Origin of the sequence: Microbacterium lushaniae, assembly GCF_008727775.1 — a bacterium.
Taxonomy (GTDB): Bacteria; Actinomycetota; Actinomycetes; order Actinomycetales; family Microbacteriaceae; genus Microbacterium; species Microbacterium lushaniae.
The window spans coordinates 1,101,355-1,116,962 of the sequence record NZ_CP044232.1 but is presented as its reverse complement, the minus strand read 5'-3'; the positions used below and the strand labels follow the sequence as shown (position 1 = coordinate 1,116,962).

Here is a 15,608-nt window from a genome sequence, read left to right as displayed (position 1 = left end):
TACAGTCGTCGCATGACCCCCGCCATCGTCCCGCCGTTCCTCCTGGCCCGCATCGCCGGCACCGCCGATCCGCGCCTGGCCCGCGCGGCCGCGGCGGCGGCGCGGACGCTCTCCGTCCCGCGTCCCGCGCGCGGCCTCGCCCGGGAGCGCCTGCGGCTGTCGATCGAGGAATCGGGCACCCTTGTGGCCGAGACCTCCCCCGCCCCCGACCGGGTGGTCTCCGACGCGCAGAACCGCGAGGAGCTCCCCGGAGTCCGGGTGCGGGGCGAGGAGGACCCGCCCAGCGGCGACGAGGCCGTCGACGAGGCCTTCGACGGCCTGGGGGCGACCTTCGACTTCCTGTGGGACGCCTTCGGGCGGAACGGCATCGACGGCGCCGGGGGGTCACTGGCGGCGACCGTGCACTACGGCGTGGAGTACGACAACGCGTTCTGGAACGGCGAGCGGATGGTCTTCGGCGACGGGGACGGCGAGGTGTTCGCCGGCTTCACGCGGTCGCTGTCGATCATCGCGCATGAGCTGGCCCACGGGCTCACCGACGCCGAGGGGGGCCTGGAGTACCAGGGGCAGTCGGGAGCGATCAACGAGTCGCTCTCGGATGTGTTCGGGGTGCTCGCCGAACAGCACGCCGCCGGTCACGGCGTGGCGGACGCATCGTGGCTCGTGGGCGCGGGCATCTTCACCGATGCGGTGCAGGGCGTGGCCCTGCGGTCGGTGAAAGACCCCGGCACGGCGTACGACGACGACGTGCTCGGGCGCGACCCGCAGCCGGCGCACGTGAGCGATTACGTCGAGACCGCCGAGGACAACGGCGGCGTGCACATCAACTCCGGCATCCCCAACCGCGCGTTCTACCTCACCGCCGCCGCCCTGGGCGGGAAGGCGTGGGAACGGGCCGGCCGCATCTGGTACCGGGCCCTCACCGACGGGCTCAGCCCGACGATCGACTTCGCCGGGTTCGCGGCGGCCACGCTGGCTGCGGCGCGGGCGGAGTACGGTGAGGACTCGGAGGAGGTCGCCGCGGTCCGCGACGGATGGGTGGGCGTCGGCGTCATCGAGGATGGATCACCCGCAGTCTGACGACCCGCAGCGCCGCGACGCGAATCGCGTCGTGGTCACCGTGACCCGCACCGGCGGCATCGCCGGCCGGCGGCGCCTGTGGCGGGCCGAACCGCCTCCCGATGACACCGCCCGGTGGGAGGAGCTGCTCGGGCGATGCCCGTGGGACGAGGTCGCCGCGGGCGGCGCCGGAGGAGACCGCTTCGTGTGGGCGATCCGCGCCGTCGACGACCGCACTCGGGAAGCAGAACTGGCCGACGCGCGGCTGCAGGGACCGTGGCGCGAACTGGTGGACGCCGTGCGCGCCGCCGCATCCTGATTCAGCCGGCCACCGGGCGCTTGCGCCGCTTCGGAATGCTCTTCTGCAGGTAGACCACTCCGAGCCAGCGGTTGAATTTGAAGCCCACGCGACCCATGCGGCCGACCTCGGTGAAGCCGAACTTCTCGTGCAGCCGGATGGAGGCGTCGGCGCCCTTGTCGCTGATGGCCGCGACGACCTCGCGGATCCCGACCTCCTGGCACGCCTCCAGCAGCGCCTTCAGCAGCGCCGACCCCAGGCCCTTGCCGGCGGCGGCCTGTCCCAGATAGATGGAGTCCTCGACCGTGTACCGGTAGGCCGACTTCGGCTTCCACGGCTGCACGAGCGCGTACCCGAGGATCTGCCCGGTGGGGCTCTCGGCGACGAGGAAGGGCATGCCGAGCTTGGCCAGGTGCGCGAACTTCTCCCGCCACTGCACCATCTTCCACGGCTTCTCGTCGAAGGTGACGACCGAGTTCGTCACGTAGTAGTTGTAGATCTCGCGGATGTCGGCGATATCGCGATCCTGCGCGGGGCGGATCGTGAACGCGAACGGCCGCTCCGGGGCGGGCGCGGGGCGCAGATGCCGCGGAAGACGCCGGCGGGTCTTGTCATACTCGTCCTCCAGCACGGCTGCCACTCTAGCGGGAGCCGCTCAGCGGACGGGCTGCTGCAGGTCGACCAGCCAGCGGTCGTAGCCGTCCTGGGGGATCTGCCGGTACACCTCGCGGAACGTCCCGGTCGGGGTCAGCCCGCGCCGCTGCACCTCCGCGAGCAGCTCCTGCCACGCCGCCGGCATCCCGTCGAGGTCGGGGGCGTCGTAGCGCAGCGCGAGCGCGTGGTGAACGACCGGCAGCACCTCGGCGTGGAGGCCCTCGGGCGTGCGCCCGGCGACCTGCTCTGCGGCGCCGACCATGGTGCGCTCGCCGTGCACGGTGTAATGGGCGATGCCGGGGCCGGTGCGCGGGGAGCCGGCCGCGGCCAGGGCTGCCGCGACCCGATCGAACATCGCCGGGAGCTTCGTCGCGATGTCGCCCATGTCCATGACGGCGGACACCTGGACCAGCCGCAGGTCGCCCAGGTCGGTCTCGGTGATGGCGGACACGGATGCTCCCTCCCGGCGGGTCACGCGGTGATCCCACGGACAGTCTGACACCGTGCGCCGGTCGGGGCCGGACGTCATCCGGCGGGAATGCGCCAATCCACGGGGGCCGCGCCCTGCTGCTGCAGCAGTGCGTTCACCTGCGAGAACGGCCGGGAGCCGAAGAAGCCGCGCCGCGCCGACAACGGCGACGGATGCGGCGACGCCACGATCGGCGTGTCCCCCAGCATCGGCCGGAGGCCCGCGGCATCCCGCCCCCACAGGATCGCCACGAGCGGGGCGTCGCGGGCGACCAGGGTGCCGATGGCGAGCTCGGTCACCGCCTCCCAGCCCCATCCCCGGTGCGACGCGGGCGCGCCCGGCGCGACGGTGAGCACGCGGTTCAGCAGCATGACGCCCTGGTCGCTCCACGCCGAGAGGTCGCCGTGCGGCGCGGGCGGCAGACCGAGGTCGGCCTCCAGCTCGGCGTAGATGTTGGTGAGGCTGCGCGGCAGCGGGCGCACATGGGCGTCCACGGCGAAAGACAGTCCGATCGGGTGCCCCGGCGTCGGGTAGGGGTCCTGCCCGACCAGCAGGACCTTGACCTCGGCGAGCGGGCGCTGGAAGGCGCGCAGCACATGCTCTCCCGCCGGGAGGTAACCGCGCCCGGCCGCGGTCTCGGCACGCAGGCGCTCCCCCAGCGCCGCGATCTGCGGGGCGACCGGCTCCAGCGCGGCGGCCCAGCCCCGGTCGATCAGCCCGGCCTCGGCGAGCTCCGGCAGGCTCCGCGCCACGTCAGGCGACCGCATCCTCGTCGAGCACCGACCCGCGCGCCGACCACGGGAAGTCGATCCACAGCGCGGTGTCCTTCCACGAGTAGTCGGGACGCACGATCGTGGTCGGCTTGGTGTAGATCACCACCGAGCGCATGTCGGCACCGCGGTCGCGCAGGAGCTTCACGGCCAGCGCGAGGGTGCGGCCGCTGTCGGCGACATCGTCCACGAGCAGCACGCGTCGGCCCTCGAGGTAGTCGATGTCCAGCGCGGGCGGGATCACCTCGGGGGCGTCGAGCACCGTGCCGATGCCGGTGTAGAACTCCACGTTGAGCGCGCCGCAGTTCTTCACGCCCAGCCCGTACGCGATCGCGCCGGCCGGCAGCAGCCCGCCACGGGCGATCGCCACCACGACCTCCGGCACGAAGCCGTCGGCGAGGATGGCGCGCGCCAGGTCGCGCGAGGCCTCGCCGAAGCCGTCCCATGACAGGCTTTCGCGCTCCCCCGTGCCTTCGCCCACGTGTCCTCCTCGTCGCCGGAGATCCCAGCCTACGGGCGGCGCCCGGGCGCGACCGCACCGCCGGTGTATCCTCGGCGCGTGACCCGAGCCTCCGCGCCCCTCCGCCGGCCCGGCCTGGGCGTCACCGCGGGGCTGATCGGCTGGTTCATCGTCGTCGAACTGGTCAGCGGCATCCTGCAGGGGTATTACGTGCCGCTGTTCAGCGACATCGTGATCGCCCTGGACATCCACGACTCCGACGTCAACTGGTTCGAGGCCGGCCAGCTGCTGCTCTCGGCCCTCGTGCTGCCGGTGCTCGCCAAGCTCGGCGACATGTTCGGCCACAAGAAGATCCTGCTCGTCGCGGCGGCGCTGACGGCCGGGGCCAGCTGGTGGCTGGTCTTCGCAGACTCGTTCTGGACGTTCCTGCTGGCGTGGTCGCTGCAGGGCTTCTACGTCGTGTGGCTGCCGCTGGAGATCGCCCTGATCTTCGAGCGGGGGCGCCGTCAGGCGCACGGCGTCTCGCGCACCCGCCGCGCCGCCGGCCTCCTCGTGGTCGGGCTGCAGGCCGGCGCGATCATGGGTGCCCTCGCCGCGGGGCGCCTGTTCGCCGCATCCGGGGAGGATCTGCGGCTGACCCTCATGATCCCCGCGATCGCCGTGACGCTGGTCACGCTCGTGATCTGGCTCGGCGTGCCCGAATCCGAGCCCGTCCCGAACCGGCGTCTGGACACCGGCGGCTTCGTGATCCTCGCGTTCGCGCTGCTGCTGGTGACGGGAGGGCTGTCGTTCCTGCGCGTGCCGGACGGCCCAGGGGCGGGGCTCGTCGCGGCGCTGGTGGCCGCCGGAATCGCGGCGTTCGCGGTGTTCGTCTGGTACGAACTGCGCCAGCCCGACCCCGCGATCGACATCCGCGTGCTCATCCAGCCGCAGATGTGGCCCGTGCAGGCCACCGCGTTCCTCGTGGGCATCAGCCTGCTCGGGGCGCAGGGGCCGCTCACCACGTACGCCGGCACGGACTCCTCGCTCGGCTACGGCCTGGGGCTGGATGCCACGGACCGCTCGAACGTCATCGGCGTGTACCTCGTCTCCCTCATCGTCGGTGCGGTGCTGTTCGCGCTCACCTCCCGCCGGGCGAGCCCGCGGCTCATGCTCATCGGCGCGGCGCTCCTGGTCGGCATCGGATACGCGCTCTTCCTGCCCTTCCACCTCGAGCTGTGGCAGGTGCTGCTGAACCTCTCCATCGCCGGCATCGGCTCGGGGGCCCTGGTGGGCGCCATGCCGGCCGCCGCCGCCGCGGCCGCCCCGCGCGGGCAGACGGGGATCGCCTCGGCCCTCACGAACACGACGAAGACGATCGGTGGCACGTTCGCCTCGGCGATCTTCGGGGTGGTCCTGGCCGGATCCGCCGGAGCGGCCGTGGCTTCCACCGCCGCTCCCCTCCTCGGCTACCTCACGGTGTGGACCGTGTGCGCCGCCGGCGGCTTCCTCGCCGCGCTGCTGCTGATGTTCGTCCCGCGCGTGGCCTTCGCCGACCCCGACGCGGAAGCCGCCGCGGGTCAGGCGCAGGTCCCGTAGCGCCGGCGCGGGTCAGGAGGAGCGCGGGCGGAGGGGTCCGCGGGCGAGGAGATGCTGCGCGGACTGGGCGACGGGGCGCATCGTCACGACGTCGAGGTTCACGTGCCCGGGGGCATCGAGGGCATACGCGATGACATCGGCGACGTCGGCGGCGGTGAGCGGATTCTCCACGCCCTCGTAGATGCTGTCGGCGGCGTTGGTGTCTCCGCGCAGGCGGTTGACCGAGAACTCCTCCGTGTAGACCATCCCGGGGGCGATCTGCGTCACGCGGATCGGCTCGCCGTTCAGCTCGAGCCGCAACGCGCCGGCGAGCATCGCCTCCCCCGCCTTGGCGGCGTTGTACCCGGCGCCGCCCGCGTACGCCGACTGCGCCGCGGTGGACGTGACGAACAGCGTGTCGGCGTGACCGTCCGCCGCCGCCGCGCGCCGCAGCAGCGGCAGGAGCGCGGCGACGAGCATCTGCGCCGAGACGACGTTGACCTCGAACATCCAGCGCCAATCCTCCGGCCGGGCGTCCTCGACCGCGTCCACGCCGCGCGCGCCGCCTGCCACGTGCACGAGTGCGTGCACGGGTCCGGACTCCTCGAGCCACTGCGCCAGGGCGGCGACGTCCTCGCCCCGCGTGAGGTCGGCGGCGAACCCCACGATGCCGATCTCCTCCTCGAGAGCCTCGAGCCGCTCGGCGCGCCGGGCGACGCCGACGACGTCCCATCCCCGCTCCCGCAGGATGCGCGCCGTCGCGCGCCCGATCCCCGAACTTGCTCCTGTGACCACTGCGCGTCGCGTCATGCCGCCACGCTACCCCGCGCGGTGTTACGTCACATTTCCCTCCTGTTGTCACCCCCGCCGCACTTTCGTAGCCTCGCTGACGGGGAGGACACCTCGTCCTCGCCCCCGAGACCCGCAGGAGAACGAACATGTCCGCACCCGAGAACTGGCAGTTCGAGACCAAGCAGATCCACTCCGGCGCGCAGCCCGACCCGGTCACCAAGGCCAGGGCCACGCCCATCTACCAGACGACGTCGTACGTGTTCGACAACGCCGACCACGCCGCCAACCTGTTCGCACTGGCCGAATTCGGCAACATCTACACGCGGATCCAGAACCCCACGCAGGATGTCGTCGAGCAGCGCCTCGCGGCACTCGAGGGCGGCACCGGCGCCCTGCTGGTGGCCAGCGGTCAGGCCGCGGAGACCTTCGCGGTGCTCAACATCGCCCAGGCCGGCGACCACATCGTGTCGTCGAGCTCCATCTACGGCGGCACGTACAACCTGTTCAAGTACACCCTCGCCAAACTCGGCATCGAGGTCACCTTCGTGGAGAACCAGGACGACGCCGCCGAGTGGCGCGCGGCGGTGCGGCCCAACACGAAGCTCTTCTTCGCCGAGACGATCGGCAATCCGCAGATCAACGTCCTCGACATCCGCACCGTCGCCGACGTGGCCCACGAGTCCGGCGTTCCGCTCATCGTGGACAACACCATCGCCACGCCCTACCTCATCCGCCCGTTCGAGCACGGCGCCGACATCGTCATCCACTCGGCCACGAAGTTCCTCGGCGGGCACGGCACCGTCATCGGCGGCGCCATCGTCGACGGCGGGACCTTCGCGTGGTCGCAGAACGTGGAGAAGTTCCCCGGCCTGACCGAGCCCGATCCGTCGTACCACGGCGCGAGCTACACCACCGCCGTCGGCGACGGTCTGGCCTACATCATCAAGGCGCGCGTGCAGCTGCTGCGCGACCTGGGCGCCGCCATCTCCCCCCACAGCGCGTGGCTGCTCATCCAGGGCATCGAGACGCTGTCGCTGCGCATCGAGCGTCACGTGCAGAACGCCCAGGAGATCGCGGAGTGGCTGGAGGCTCAGGACGACGTCGCGTCGGTGAACTACTCCGGTCTGCCCACGTCGCCGTGGTACGCCGCCGCCAACCGCTACGCCCCCAAGGGCGTGGGCGCGGTGCTGTCGTTCGAGCTCAAGGGCGGTGTGGCGGCGGGGCGCGAGTTCGTCAACTCGCTCACCCTCTTCAGCCACCTCGCCAACATCGGCGACGTGCGCTCGCTGGTCATCCACCCCGCCTCCACGACGCACTCCCAGCTCACGCCCGAGCAGCAGCTCACCTCCGGCGTGACTCCCGGGCTCGTGCGCCTGTCGGTGGGCCTGGAGAACATCGACGACCTCAAGGCCGACCTGGAGCAGGCCCTCGCCGCCGCTCGTCGTTCGGTGGAGGCCGCCCGCGCCTGATCCGCACCCCCACGGATGCCCCGGACCGGCGTGGTCCGGGGCATCCGCGCGTCCGGGCCCGCCGCGCACCGCGCTCTGCGAAGACTCGGGCACCAACAGAACGCATCCGCCGCGGGCCGCCTTCGCGCGTCGCTGTACGGCATGGACGCGCTGAATACGGCGGGGCGCCAGGCCTGGGTTCTTCGACAGAGAGCGCATTCGGCTGGCCTGTCGGCCCCGCTCACGCTCGCATTCCAGCGCTTGGACTCCTCCGGGTCGCGCTGCCGGCGCCCCGCGGCCCGTGCGATGCTTCGAGCGTTGTGCATCTGCGTTGCGATCGCGCCACGCCTGCGACGCTCTGCCGTTCTGCTCCGCGCCCGCCCGTTTGCCGAGTCCCTACCGAACACGGGGGGTGGCGAGCCTCTCGTCACCTCGTGACTTGGGTTGAGGCCGGTTGAACTGCCCGGTCGCGAAAAGCACTGCCACCACAGCGAGAGGGACAATCCACCCAGTCCATCCGAGAACAGTTGCCTGGGTGGTGTCGATGTGTGATCCGGCCTGCGCAAAGAGCAGATAGGACCCTGCCGCGCCGTTGAAGCTGGCGTGCGCGAGGGCTGCGGGCCAAACGGACTCAGAACGGATTCGCAGCCAACTGAATACCGCGCCGACCACGATGCACATTCCCACCATGGTCACCATCCCGAGCCAGCCCGGTGCGTCTGGGTAGTTGTACCCGAGGAGGATGAGCGGGGCGTGCCAGAGCCCCCAGACTGCGCCGCTGATCAGGAGGGCTGGGAGCGTACCGAGCGGCATCAGTTTCGGCAGGAGCCACCCGCGCCATCCGAGTTCTTCACCGAGCGCGGGGAGCAAGTTGATGAGAGATGCCAGGGGAAGGACAGCGAGTTGGATAGCGACGAGGGCGCCTATCGGCACTGTGAGCCCTGGCGCACCGGCGGCGGACAGCTGCGCGTCGATTGTCTGCTGAAAAGCCGAGAAATTGGCGACGTCGGCGGGGTACAGCCCGAACAAGGCCCCCACCGGGAGAGCTACGAGAACAAGACCTATCGGCACGAAGACGCCTAGCGCCGCATAGCCGAGGAGCCTCCGCACGGGCGTCATCGGCCAGAGCCCGAGAGCCCGTGCTCGCTGTCGGGGACGCTCGATGAGAAAAACGACTGCAAGGGCGGCGATCCCGGGGGTCGTCATCATGGCCACGGCCACGAGCGGAAACCACGGACTCGCGAGGCCATCACCAGTCCACAGGGGAAGCGCGACGAGCCAGGCCAGCCCGTACGCAATGGCGATGAACGCGAGGACGGCGCGACGGTCACGGCTACTCAGTCGCCTCTTCGCCCCATGAACGTCCGGGCTGACTGACGGGCGGGATGGTTCGCCGGTCATGAGGCTTCCGGGGAGAGGATGTAGAGACCAGCGATGGTCTGGTCGTCCCGGAATGTGATTCGGGCGGTATAGTCGCCAGCTTCGAACGACAGCGGCGTGTTCGTGATGGTCACATCCCCCGCGCGAGCTGCCTCGGAGTCGCCGTGGCTCTCGAATGCGCCCGACTGACCGATGAGCTGCGCCCATGCAGCAGCGAGAGCGTCTTCTGACAGACCGTCCCGCATGGTGGAGTCGAAGCGGCCGGTGACACGTGACCAGTGAGCGGAGGCTAGCTCGTTGATCACAGACGATGCCAACTCGGCTGCACCGGATAGCGGCGTGGTGTTCATAGGCTCCCCTGTTCTTGGATCGATTGGTTTGCCGTACCTCTGAAACGCTGCCTGCCGCGTGACGCCCAAGGCGTCGCCCACGGTCTGCCACGTGACACCGCTTCGCCGTGCTTGTTGCACCACGGCGCGCACGACATCATCAGCGGCCAGTTGGATGCTCAAAGCCCGTGCTACCGAACGGGGCCAGTCATCCCTGCTCTCAAGGACCCGGGACGCGAGCAGTTCCTCGGTGCGGGCGCGCAACACCTGTAAGGCAGGCATAACTGATTCACGCATATGTAAAGCTTATCTTTACACACCCGATGGGTTGCCGCCCGAAGGGGGCAACCCACCGCCTCCCGAAACCAAGCTTCCCGAAAATCGAGTGCCGGATCGAAACCGGGTTGAGCAACGACCACTGATAGCCGACTGCCTCACAGGCGTCGACGAGGGAGGGGGCTGTGTTCGGCCGCGGGTTGCCGATGCAGGCGCTCCTCGTAGAGGGCCGCCCCCGCGTTCTGAAGGATGGTCGAGACGTCGGTGAATGCCTCGCACGTTTCGATATCCGTCACTGTGGAAGGGGTCGTAGTGGGGGAAGGGGTGATGGCCGGGCCGGAGCCTAGCGTGCACTGCCATCCACCCCGACGATTGCAACCTCCGCAATGGCACGACCCTGATCCGGGCCCGCCGCGCACCGCGCCTACGATGGAGGGGTGGGGGCACGGCGGACACATCGGGTGGTCCCGCGGGCGTACGACGACACCTTCCGCAGCCTCCTGTCCACCGCGGCCGCCCTGTGCCTGACCACCGGCGGCGTGACGGCCCTGGCGCTCACCGGCGCGGCGGCCCTTCCCGATCTCCTGGGAACCGGCGCGCACCTGCTGAGCGTCCTGTGCGTGTTCTGGACGCTGTTCGCCGTCATCTACCTCTCCTGGACGCACGTGCGGTACACGCGATGCCCGCCCGGCGAGCTGCGCCGCATCGCCGACGTGCAGCACCACCGCCGGCCTTCCGGCGCCGAGCTGATGCTCGGCTTCGGCAGCACCGGCACGGGCACGGTCAGCGCGGCGCTCATCGCCCTCATCGGCGCGCTCGGGTCGGCGGTGATCGGCATCGGACCGCAGGACGGCGGGCGGGTGCTCATCGTGCTGCTGACCGTCGCATCCTCCTGGGCCACGATGGTCTACGCCTTCGCGCTGCGCTACCTCCGGCTGGATGCCGCGGGCGAGCGGATCAGCTTCGACATCGACGAGGCCCCCGAGTTCGAGGACTTCCTGTCGATGTCGGTGATGGTCTCCTCCATCGGCGCACTGTCGGCGGGGACCCCGCGCACGGGGGCTGCGCTCCGGGCGGTGCGCACGCACACCCTGTTCGCCTTCGTCTTCAACGCCTTCATCGTCGCGATGACCGTGTCGCTCGTGGTGGGGCTCGTCACCGCCTGACGCGTAACAGTGACGGAGCAGCGCCGCCGCTCCGGGACAATGGGGGGCATGGACTGGCAGACCTCCGAAGACACGGTGCCCTCGGCACCCGTCACGGAGGCCGACGCGCGTCTCCTGCTCGGCCGCCCGCCCGCCACCGGCGCGTGGCGCGACGGCGATCCCGTGGGCGAGCGCCGGTTCGCCTCCTTCGGCGCCTTCCGCACCGAGGGCGGGCGCGACCTGCCGGGGTACCGCATCGCGTACGAGACGTGGGGCGAGCTCTCCCCTGCGCACGACAACGCCGTCCTGGTCCTGCACGCCCTTACGGGCGACAGCCACGTGCGCGGGCCGGCCGGCCCGGGCCACCCCACCGACGGCTGGTGGGACGACCTGGTCGGGCCCGGCGCCGCCATCGACACCGACCGCTGGTTCGTCGTCGCCCCGAACATGCTGGGCGGATGCCAGGGGTCGACCGGCCCCGCGAGCATCGCGCCGGACGGCTACGAGTGGGCATCCCGCTTCCCGTACCTGACGATCCGCGACCAGGTCACCGCGCAGGCGCACCTGGCCGATACCCTCGGCATCCAGCGGTGGGCGGCGGTGGTGGGCGGATCGATGGGCGGGATGCACACGCTGGAGTGGGCCGTGGGACTGCCCGACCGGGTCGCCCGCGCGGCGATCCTGTCGGCCCCGCCCGTCAACACGGCCGACCAGATCGCGCTGAACTCCGTGCAGATCGAAGCCATCCGCATCGACCCGCGCTTTTCCGGCGGGGAGTTCTACGACGCCGGCGACGGCGACGGCCCGCACCGGGGGCTCGCCCTGGCCCGCCGCATGGCGCTGCTGAACTACCGGAGCCCCACCGAGCTGAATTCGCGCTTCCAGCGCACGTGGCAGTCGGGGGTCAGCCCGCTCGGCAGCGGGGGCCGGTTCGCCGTGGAGTCGTACCTGGATTTCCACGGCAACAAGTTCACGCGCCGCTTCGACGCCAACAGCTACATCACCCTCGTGGAGGCGATGAACTCCCACGACGTGGGCCGCGACCGCGGCGGCGTCGAGGACGCGCTGCGCCGGGTGACCGCGATGACCCTCGTCCTCGGCATCGACAGCGACCGGCTCTTCCCGATCGGGGGGCAGCACCGCATCGCCCGCGGCATCCCGCACACCCTCGACGGCGACGAGGCCGTCGTGCTCGCGAGCGATTTCGGCCACGACGGCTTCCTCATCGAGACCGCCGCCGTCGCCGGTCACCTCCGGCGGCTGCTCGCGGCCTGACTACCCGCGTGCGCGGCGCGCGCGCTCCACGCGGAAGCCCATGACGGCGATCCCCGCCCCGGCAAGACCCAGGGCCGCGCCCACCCACGCCGGCGCCGCGAATCCCCATCCCGCTGCGATCGTGAGCCCACCGAGGAACGCGCCGAGGCTGTTGCCGATGTTCAGCGCGGAGTGATTCAGCGCCGCCGCGATCGACTGGTTGTCGCCGGCGACGTCCATCAGGCGGGTCTGGATGCTGGGGCTGAGCGCCGAGCCGGTGAGTGCCACCGCGAACGCGAAGAGCCCGAGCGTCACGATCCACGCCGCCGTGAGTGCGAGGAGCGCAGATGCCACGGCGAGGGCGAGCAGACCCCACACGAGCGAGCGCCGCAGATCGCGATCCGCCAGGCGCCCGCCGACGAGGTTGCCCACGGTCATCCCGAGTCCCACGATGACCAGGACGAGCGACACGCTCCACTCCGGGGATCCGGCCAGGTCGGTGACCATGGGTGCGATGTAGCTGATCATCGCGAAGAACCCGCCGAATCCGATCGCGCCCGTGCCGAGGGCGAGCCACACCTGGCCCACCCGGAACACGCGCAGTTCGTCGCGCAGGCGCCGGCCCGGATCCCCCGGGTGCGGGGGCACGGTGAGCGCGATCGCGACCGTGGCCACGGCGAAAACGCCGGCGACCACGACGAAGGCCGCCTGCCATCCCCACTGCTGCCCGAGGAGCGTGCCCAGCGGCACGCCGACGACGTTGGCGACGGTGAGACCGGACAGGACGAAGGCGACCCCCTGGGCGCGCTTTCCCGGGCCCAGCAGGTCGGCGGCCACGAGCGCGCCGATCCCGAAGTACGCCCCGTGCGGAAGCCCGGCGAGGAAGCGGGATGCCGCCACGAGCTCGAAGGTGGGGGCGATGACGGTGAGCGCGTTGAACACCGTCAGCGCGAGGGCGAGCACCACCATCACGCGGTGCCGCGGGAACCGCGCGACCGAGCCCGCGATCGTCGGCGCACCCACGACGACGCCCAGCGCGTACAGCGAGATGAGCCAGCCGGCCTGCGCGATCGCGCTCTCCGGCTGCGCCGCCCAGGGCGCGGGGAGCAGTTCGGCGGCGATGTTCGGCAGGAGGCCCATCAGCACGAACTCGGTCATGCCGATGCCGAAGCTGCCGATCGCGAGGGCGAGGAGCGCCCTCGCCGTCGCCCTCCTCGTCGTGGTCGAGGAGGTCACCGCTCGATTGTAGCCTCCGGGTCAGTCGGTGTCGCGAATCGATTCGAGCGCGCTCTCCAGGCGCTCCACCTTGCCGTCGATCTCACCCGAGTGCCCGGGGCGGATGTCGGCTTTGAGCACGAGCGAGACGCGCGAGCCGAACGGCATGACCGCATCCGCGGCGCGCCTGACGACGTCGAAGACCTCGTCCCACTCCCCCTCGATCTCGGTGAACATCGAGGTCGTGCGGTTCGGCAGGCCCGAGTCTCGGACGACCCGCACGGCGGCGGCGACGGCGTCATGCACCGAGCCGTCGGCGGATCCGGTTCCGGAAGGGGCGACGGAGAAGGCGACCAGCATGCTCAGACGCTACCGCGCGAGGAGACGGCGGCGCGAGGCCTCCCGCCGACGGGCACCCGGAGCACCCGCACGCACATCCACGCGAACAGCGCCACCACGAGCGCGTTGCGCATCGTCAGCACGATGACCGCCGTGACCTCGGCGGCGAGCAGGCGGTCGTACAGCACGGGGTACACCAGCTGCGTGAGGCCGCACAGGAACAGCACGACCGCCGCCGGCCCCGCCCACCGGGCCCGATCGAGCACGACTGCCACCAGGAGCGGCGGCAGGAGCCACGTCATGTACTGCGGGGAGCCGACCTTGTTGGTCACGATGAACGCCAGGACCAGTGCGAGCGCGAGCGGCGGGAACAGGGCCGCGAAGGATGCTCCGCGCCAGGCCTGCACCGCCCCCGCCGCAGCGACGGCCACCACCACCGCCACGAGGACCGGCGTCATCGCCGCCGCCACGGCGGCCGAGCCCGCGCCGACGACTTCGAAGGTGATGATGTCGGCGGCGAAGTAGATCGCCGCACCCGGCACCCCGAGGGCGGCCTGCCACACGTACGGCGTGCTGACCGGGGCCTCCAGCTGCAGTCCGCGCACGGCCTGGTCGCCCACGAACCCGAACACCGTGGCGCCGCCGCCGGCCAGCACCACGACCGCGATCGTGGCCAGCGACACCGCGAGGGCGGCCCCCAGCACCGCCGCCCGGCGGCGCAGCGCGAGCACCGCCGCGGCCAGGAGCGCGGCCGGCCACACCTTGATCCACATGCCCACGGCCAGGAGCGCGCCCCCCAGCCATGGCCGTCCGACCAGCCACAGGCAGCCGGCCAGTGAGAGCGGCACCGTGAGGGCATCCAGTCGGAAGAGCCCCACCGGCCCGAGCAGGAGGATCGCGGCCAGCCACAGCCAGGCCGCCGTTCGCCGGCCACGCGAGCGGCCCCGGCCCACCAGCATCCCGAACCCCAGCGCGTTGGCGGCCGTGGCGAGCAGCCCCCAGCCGATCGTGTAGCCGCCCAGCAGCGAGAACCCCCACGCCAGCACCATGGGCACCAGCGCGATCTGCGGGTAGACCCACGGCTCGTCGATCCCCACGATGCCGGCGCCAATGAGCGCCTGCCGCGACCACGGCTCGTACACGTTGTACACGTCGCCCATGGGCTGGCTCGGCAGCACGTGACCGAGCAGGATCACCGCGGCGTGCACGAGGACGAAGGCAATCCACAGCGGCACGCGTCGGGACACGCTTCACATCCTAGGCCGCGCGCACGACACGGCCCGGCCGTGACCGGGATGCCGCCGGGTTCATCCGCTCGCGAGGACGCCCGCGACCACGCGCGGCAGGGCGGCGGCGACATCCATCGCCGTGATCGGGCCGCCCCGCGCACCCAGGGCGCCCGCGGCGGTGGCGCCGGCCTCGGCGTGCAGCCACGCACCGGTGGCAGCGGCGGGGCCGAGGGAGTCGGCATCCGCCGCGGGAGCCCCCGCGACGACCGCTCCCACGACGCCGGCGAGCACGTCGCCGGTGCCGGCGGTGGCCAGCCACGCCGTCGCCGCGCCGATGCGGCGGGTCCAGCCGCCCGGGGTCGCGACGACGGTCGTCGACCCCTTCAGCAGCACCGTCACCCCCAGGCGCGCGGCGGTCTCGACGGCGGCGGCCTCGCGGGCCTCGTCGTCGGCGTCGCTCCCGACCGGCGACAGCCCCGCCTGCGCGCGCACACGGTCGTGCTCGCGGCCGTGCGGCGTCACGATGCGCGGGGCCGATCCCACCGGCGCCAGATCCAGCGCCCCCGCGTCGACGACGACCGGCTCCGCCCCGTCCAGGATGCGCCGGAGGGCCGCGTCGTCGTCGGGCGTGCGATGCGCGGCATCCGTCCCCGACCCGATCACCCACGCCTGCACGCGCCCCGCTGCCGCCACCGTCTCGGGGCGCCGGGCGAGCACGAGGGAGGTGGGGACCTCGGGGCCGAGATAGCGCACCATCCCCACCCCCGTGCGCCATGCCGCCTCCACGCCCAGCACGGCCGCACCCGGGTAGGCCTGCGATCCGGTGCGGAACCCGACCACACCACGGGAATACTTGTCATCGGATCTCGTCGGCAGCCGCAGGATGCTGCGCACGTCGTCGGCCGTCCACTCCGCTGCGCCCATGCGCGCCACC

The 15,608-nt window shown here is 71.7% G+C and carries 17 protein-coding genes; 6 read left to right on the top strand and 11 right to left on the bottom strand.

Annotated features, from left to right (window positions below; translation table 11 throughout):
- Positions 1–12 precede the first annotated feature (12 nt).
- Entirely contained in the window at positions 13–1,080 is a 1,068-nt protein-coding gene (locus F6J85_RS05100) for a M4 family metallopeptidase (protein WP_150924108.1), read from the top strand.
- A gap of 31 nt (positions 1,081–1,111) precedes the next feature.
- A complete protein-coding gene (locus F6J85_RS05095) occupies positions 1,112–1,378 on the top strand; it encodes a protealysin inhibitor emfourin (RefSeq protein ID WP_238707064.1) in 267 nt (88 codons plus the stop codon).
- A 1-nt stretch (position 1,379) separates the two neighbouring features.
- On the opposite strand, the gene F6J85_RS05090 is transcribed toward F6J85_RS05095, so the two are convergent.
- From F6J85_RS05090 to F6J85_RS05075, 4 genes are read right to left on the bottom strand one after another with little or no spacing between them, the layout of a single operon-like run.
- The gene (locus F6J85_RS05090; RefSeq protein WP_150924106.1) at positions 1,380–1,988 is read right to left on the bottom strand and encodes a GNAT family N-acetyltransferase; all 609 of its coding nucleotides are present in this window, start codon (positions 1,986–1,988) and stop codon (positions 1,380–1,382) included.
- 24 nt (positions 1,989–2,012) lie between these two features.
- Positions 2,013–2,486, bottom strand: coding sequence for a GyrI-like domain-containing protein (locus F6J85_RS05085; protein WP_150924105.1), 474 nt, complete (start codon positions 2,484–2,486; stop codon positions 2,013–2,015).
- Between the two features lie 50 nt (positions 2,487–2,536).
- On the bottom strand, positions 2,537–3,232 hold the full coding sequence (locus tag F6J85_RS05080) for a uracil-DNA glycosylase (RefSeq protein ID WP_191906759.1): 696 nt from the start codon (positions 3,230–3,232) through the stop codon (positions 2,537–2,539).
- 1 nt (position 3,233) lies between these two features.
- A complete protein-coding gene (locus tag F6J85_RS05075; protein ID WP_150924103.1) occupies positions 3,234–3,731 on the bottom strand; it encodes a phosphoribosyltransferase in 498 nt (165 codons plus the stop codon).
- Between the two features lie 78 nt (positions 3,732–3,809).
- On the opposite strand from F6J85_RS05075, the gene F6J85_RS05070 reads away from it, so the two are divergent.
- Positions 3,810–5,288: an MFS transporter gene (locus F6J85_RS05070; RefSeq protein WP_191906758.1), complete on the top strand. Its 1,479-nt coding sequence runs from the start codon at positions 3,810–3,812 to the stop codon at positions 5,286–5,288.
- A 12-nt stretch (positions 5,289–5,300) separates the two neighbouring features.
- Here the strand turns inward: F6J85_RS05070 and F6J85_RS05065 are convergent, their stop codons facing one another.
- On the bottom strand, positions 5,301–6,077 hold the full coding sequence (locus F6J85_RS05065; protein ID WP_191906757.1) for an SDR family oxidoreductase: 777 nt from the start codon (positions 6,075–6,077) through the stop codon (positions 5,301–5,303).
- A 128-nt stretch (positions 6,078–6,205) separates the two neighbouring features.
- On the opposite strand from F6J85_RS05065, the gene F6J85_RS05060 reads away from it, so the two are divergent.
- Positions 6,206–7,528 (top strand): bifunctional o-acetylhomoserine/o-acetylserine sulfhydrylase, encoded by a 1,323-nt coding sequence (locus tag F6J85_RS05060; RefSeq protein ID WP_150924102.1) that lies wholly within the window; start codon positions 6,206–6,208, stop codon positions 7,526–7,528.
- Between the two features lie 375 nt (positions 7,529–7,903).
- Here the strand turns inward: F6J85_RS05060 and F6J85_RS05055 are convergent, their stop codons facing one another.
- Both F6J85_RS05055 and F6J85_RS05050 read right to left on the bottom strand, forming a co-directional pair.
- Positions 7,904–8,716 (bottom strand): CPBP family intramembrane glutamic endopeptidase, encoded by an 813-nt coding sequence (locus F6J85_RS05055; protein ID WP_238707158.1) that lies wholly within the window; start codon positions 8,714–8,716, stop codon positions 7,904–7,906.
- Positions 8,717–8,904: 188 nt separating this feature from the next.
- The gene (locus tag F6J85_RS05050) at positions 8,905–9,513 is read right to left on the bottom strand and encodes a DUF3887 domain-containing protein (protein ID WP_150924101.1); all 609 of its coding nucleotides are present in this window, start codon (positions 9,511–9,513) and stop codon (positions 8,905–8,907) included.
- Between the two features lie 416 nt (positions 9,514–9,929).
- On the opposite strand from F6J85_RS05050, the gene F6J85_RS05045 reads away from it, so the two are divergent.
- Positions 9,930–10,658 carry a DUF1345 domain-containing protein gene (locus F6J85_RS05045; RefSeq protein WP_150924100.1) on the top strand — a complete coding sequence of 243 codons (729 nt, stop codon included), beginning with the start codon at positions 9,930–9,932 and terminating at the stop codon, positions 10,656–10,658.
- A gap of 48 nt (positions 10,659–10,706) precedes the next feature.
- Positions 10,707–11,912, top strand: a complete 1,206-nt coding sequence (gene metX / locus F6J85_RS05040; RefSeq protein ID WP_150924099.1) for a homoserine O-acetyltransferase MetX — start codon at positions 10,707–10,709, stop codon at positions 11,910–11,912.
- Here the strand turns inward: metX and F6J85_RS05035 are convergent, their stop codons facing one another.
- The 4 genes from F6J85_RS05035 to F6J85_RS05020 are packed head-to-tail and all read right to left on the bottom strand — an operon-like array spanning position 11,913 to position 15,598.
- Positions 11,913–13,127 carry an MFS transporter gene (locus F6J85_RS05035; protein ID WP_238707063.1) on the bottom strand — a complete coding sequence of 405 codons (1,215 nt, stop codon included), beginning with the start codon at positions 13,125–13,127 and terminating at the stop codon, positions 11,913–11,915.
- A 21-nt stretch (positions 13,128–13,148) separates the two neighbouring features.
- A complete protein-coding gene (locus F6J85_RS05030) occupies positions 13,149–13,466 on the bottom strand; it encodes a thiamine-binding protein (RefSeq protein ID WP_150924098.1) in 318 nt (105 codons plus the stop codon).
- A 2-nt stretch (positions 13,467–13,468) separates the two neighbouring features.
- Positions 13,469–14,692 carry a glycosyltransferase 87 family protein gene (locus F6J85_RS05025; protein ID WP_150924097.1) on the bottom strand — a complete coding sequence of 408 codons (1,224 nt, stop codon included), beginning with the start codon at positions 14,690–14,692 and terminating at the stop codon, positions 13,469–13,471.
- Positions 14,693–14,752: 60 nt separating this feature from the next.
- Positions 14,753–15,598 (bottom strand): ADP-dependent NAD(P)H-hydrate dehydratase, encoded by an 846-nt coding sequence (locus F6J85_RS05020; protein ID WP_150924096.1) that lies wholly within the window; start codon positions 15,596–15,598, stop codon positions 14,753–14,755.
- Positions 15,599–15,608 lie beyond the last annotated feature (10 nt).

Excerpts from the sequence above, each read along its gene's own strand:
- F6J85_RS05065 (WP_191906757.1), bottom strand. The coding sequence starts at position 6,077 with ATGACGCGACGCGCAGTGGTCACAGGAGCAAGTTCGGGGATCGGGCGC.
- F6J85_RS05020 (WP_150924096.1), bottom strand. The coding sequence starts at position 15,598 with ATGGGCGCAGCGGAGTGGACGGCCGACGACGTGCGCAGCATCCTGCGG.
- metX (WP_150924099.1), top strand. The coding sequence starts at position 10,707 with ATGGACTGGCAGACCTCCGAAGACACGGTGCCCTCGGCACCCGTCACG.
- F6J85_RS05055 (WP_238707158.1), bottom strand. The coding sequence starts at position 8,716 with ATGATGACGACCCCCGGGATCGCCGCCCTTGCAGTCGTTTTTCTCATC.
- F6J85_RS05030 (WP_150924098.1), bottom strand. The coding sequence starts at position 13,466 with ATGCTGGTCGCCTTCTCCGTCGCCCCTTCCGGAACCGGATCCGCCGAC.
- F6J85_RS05100 (WP_150924108.1), top strand. The coding sequence starts at position 13 with ATGACCCCCGCCATCGTCCCGCCGTTCCTCCTGGCCCGCATCGCCGGC.
- F6J85_RS05060 (WP_150924102.1), top strand. The coding sequence starts at position 6,206 with ATGTCCGCACCCGAGAACTGGCAGTTCGAGACCAAGCAGATCCACTCC.
- F6J85_RS05050 (WP_150924101.1), bottom strand. The coding sequence starts at position 9,513 with ATGCGTGAATCAGTTATGCCTGCCTTACAGGTGTTGCGCGCCCGCACC.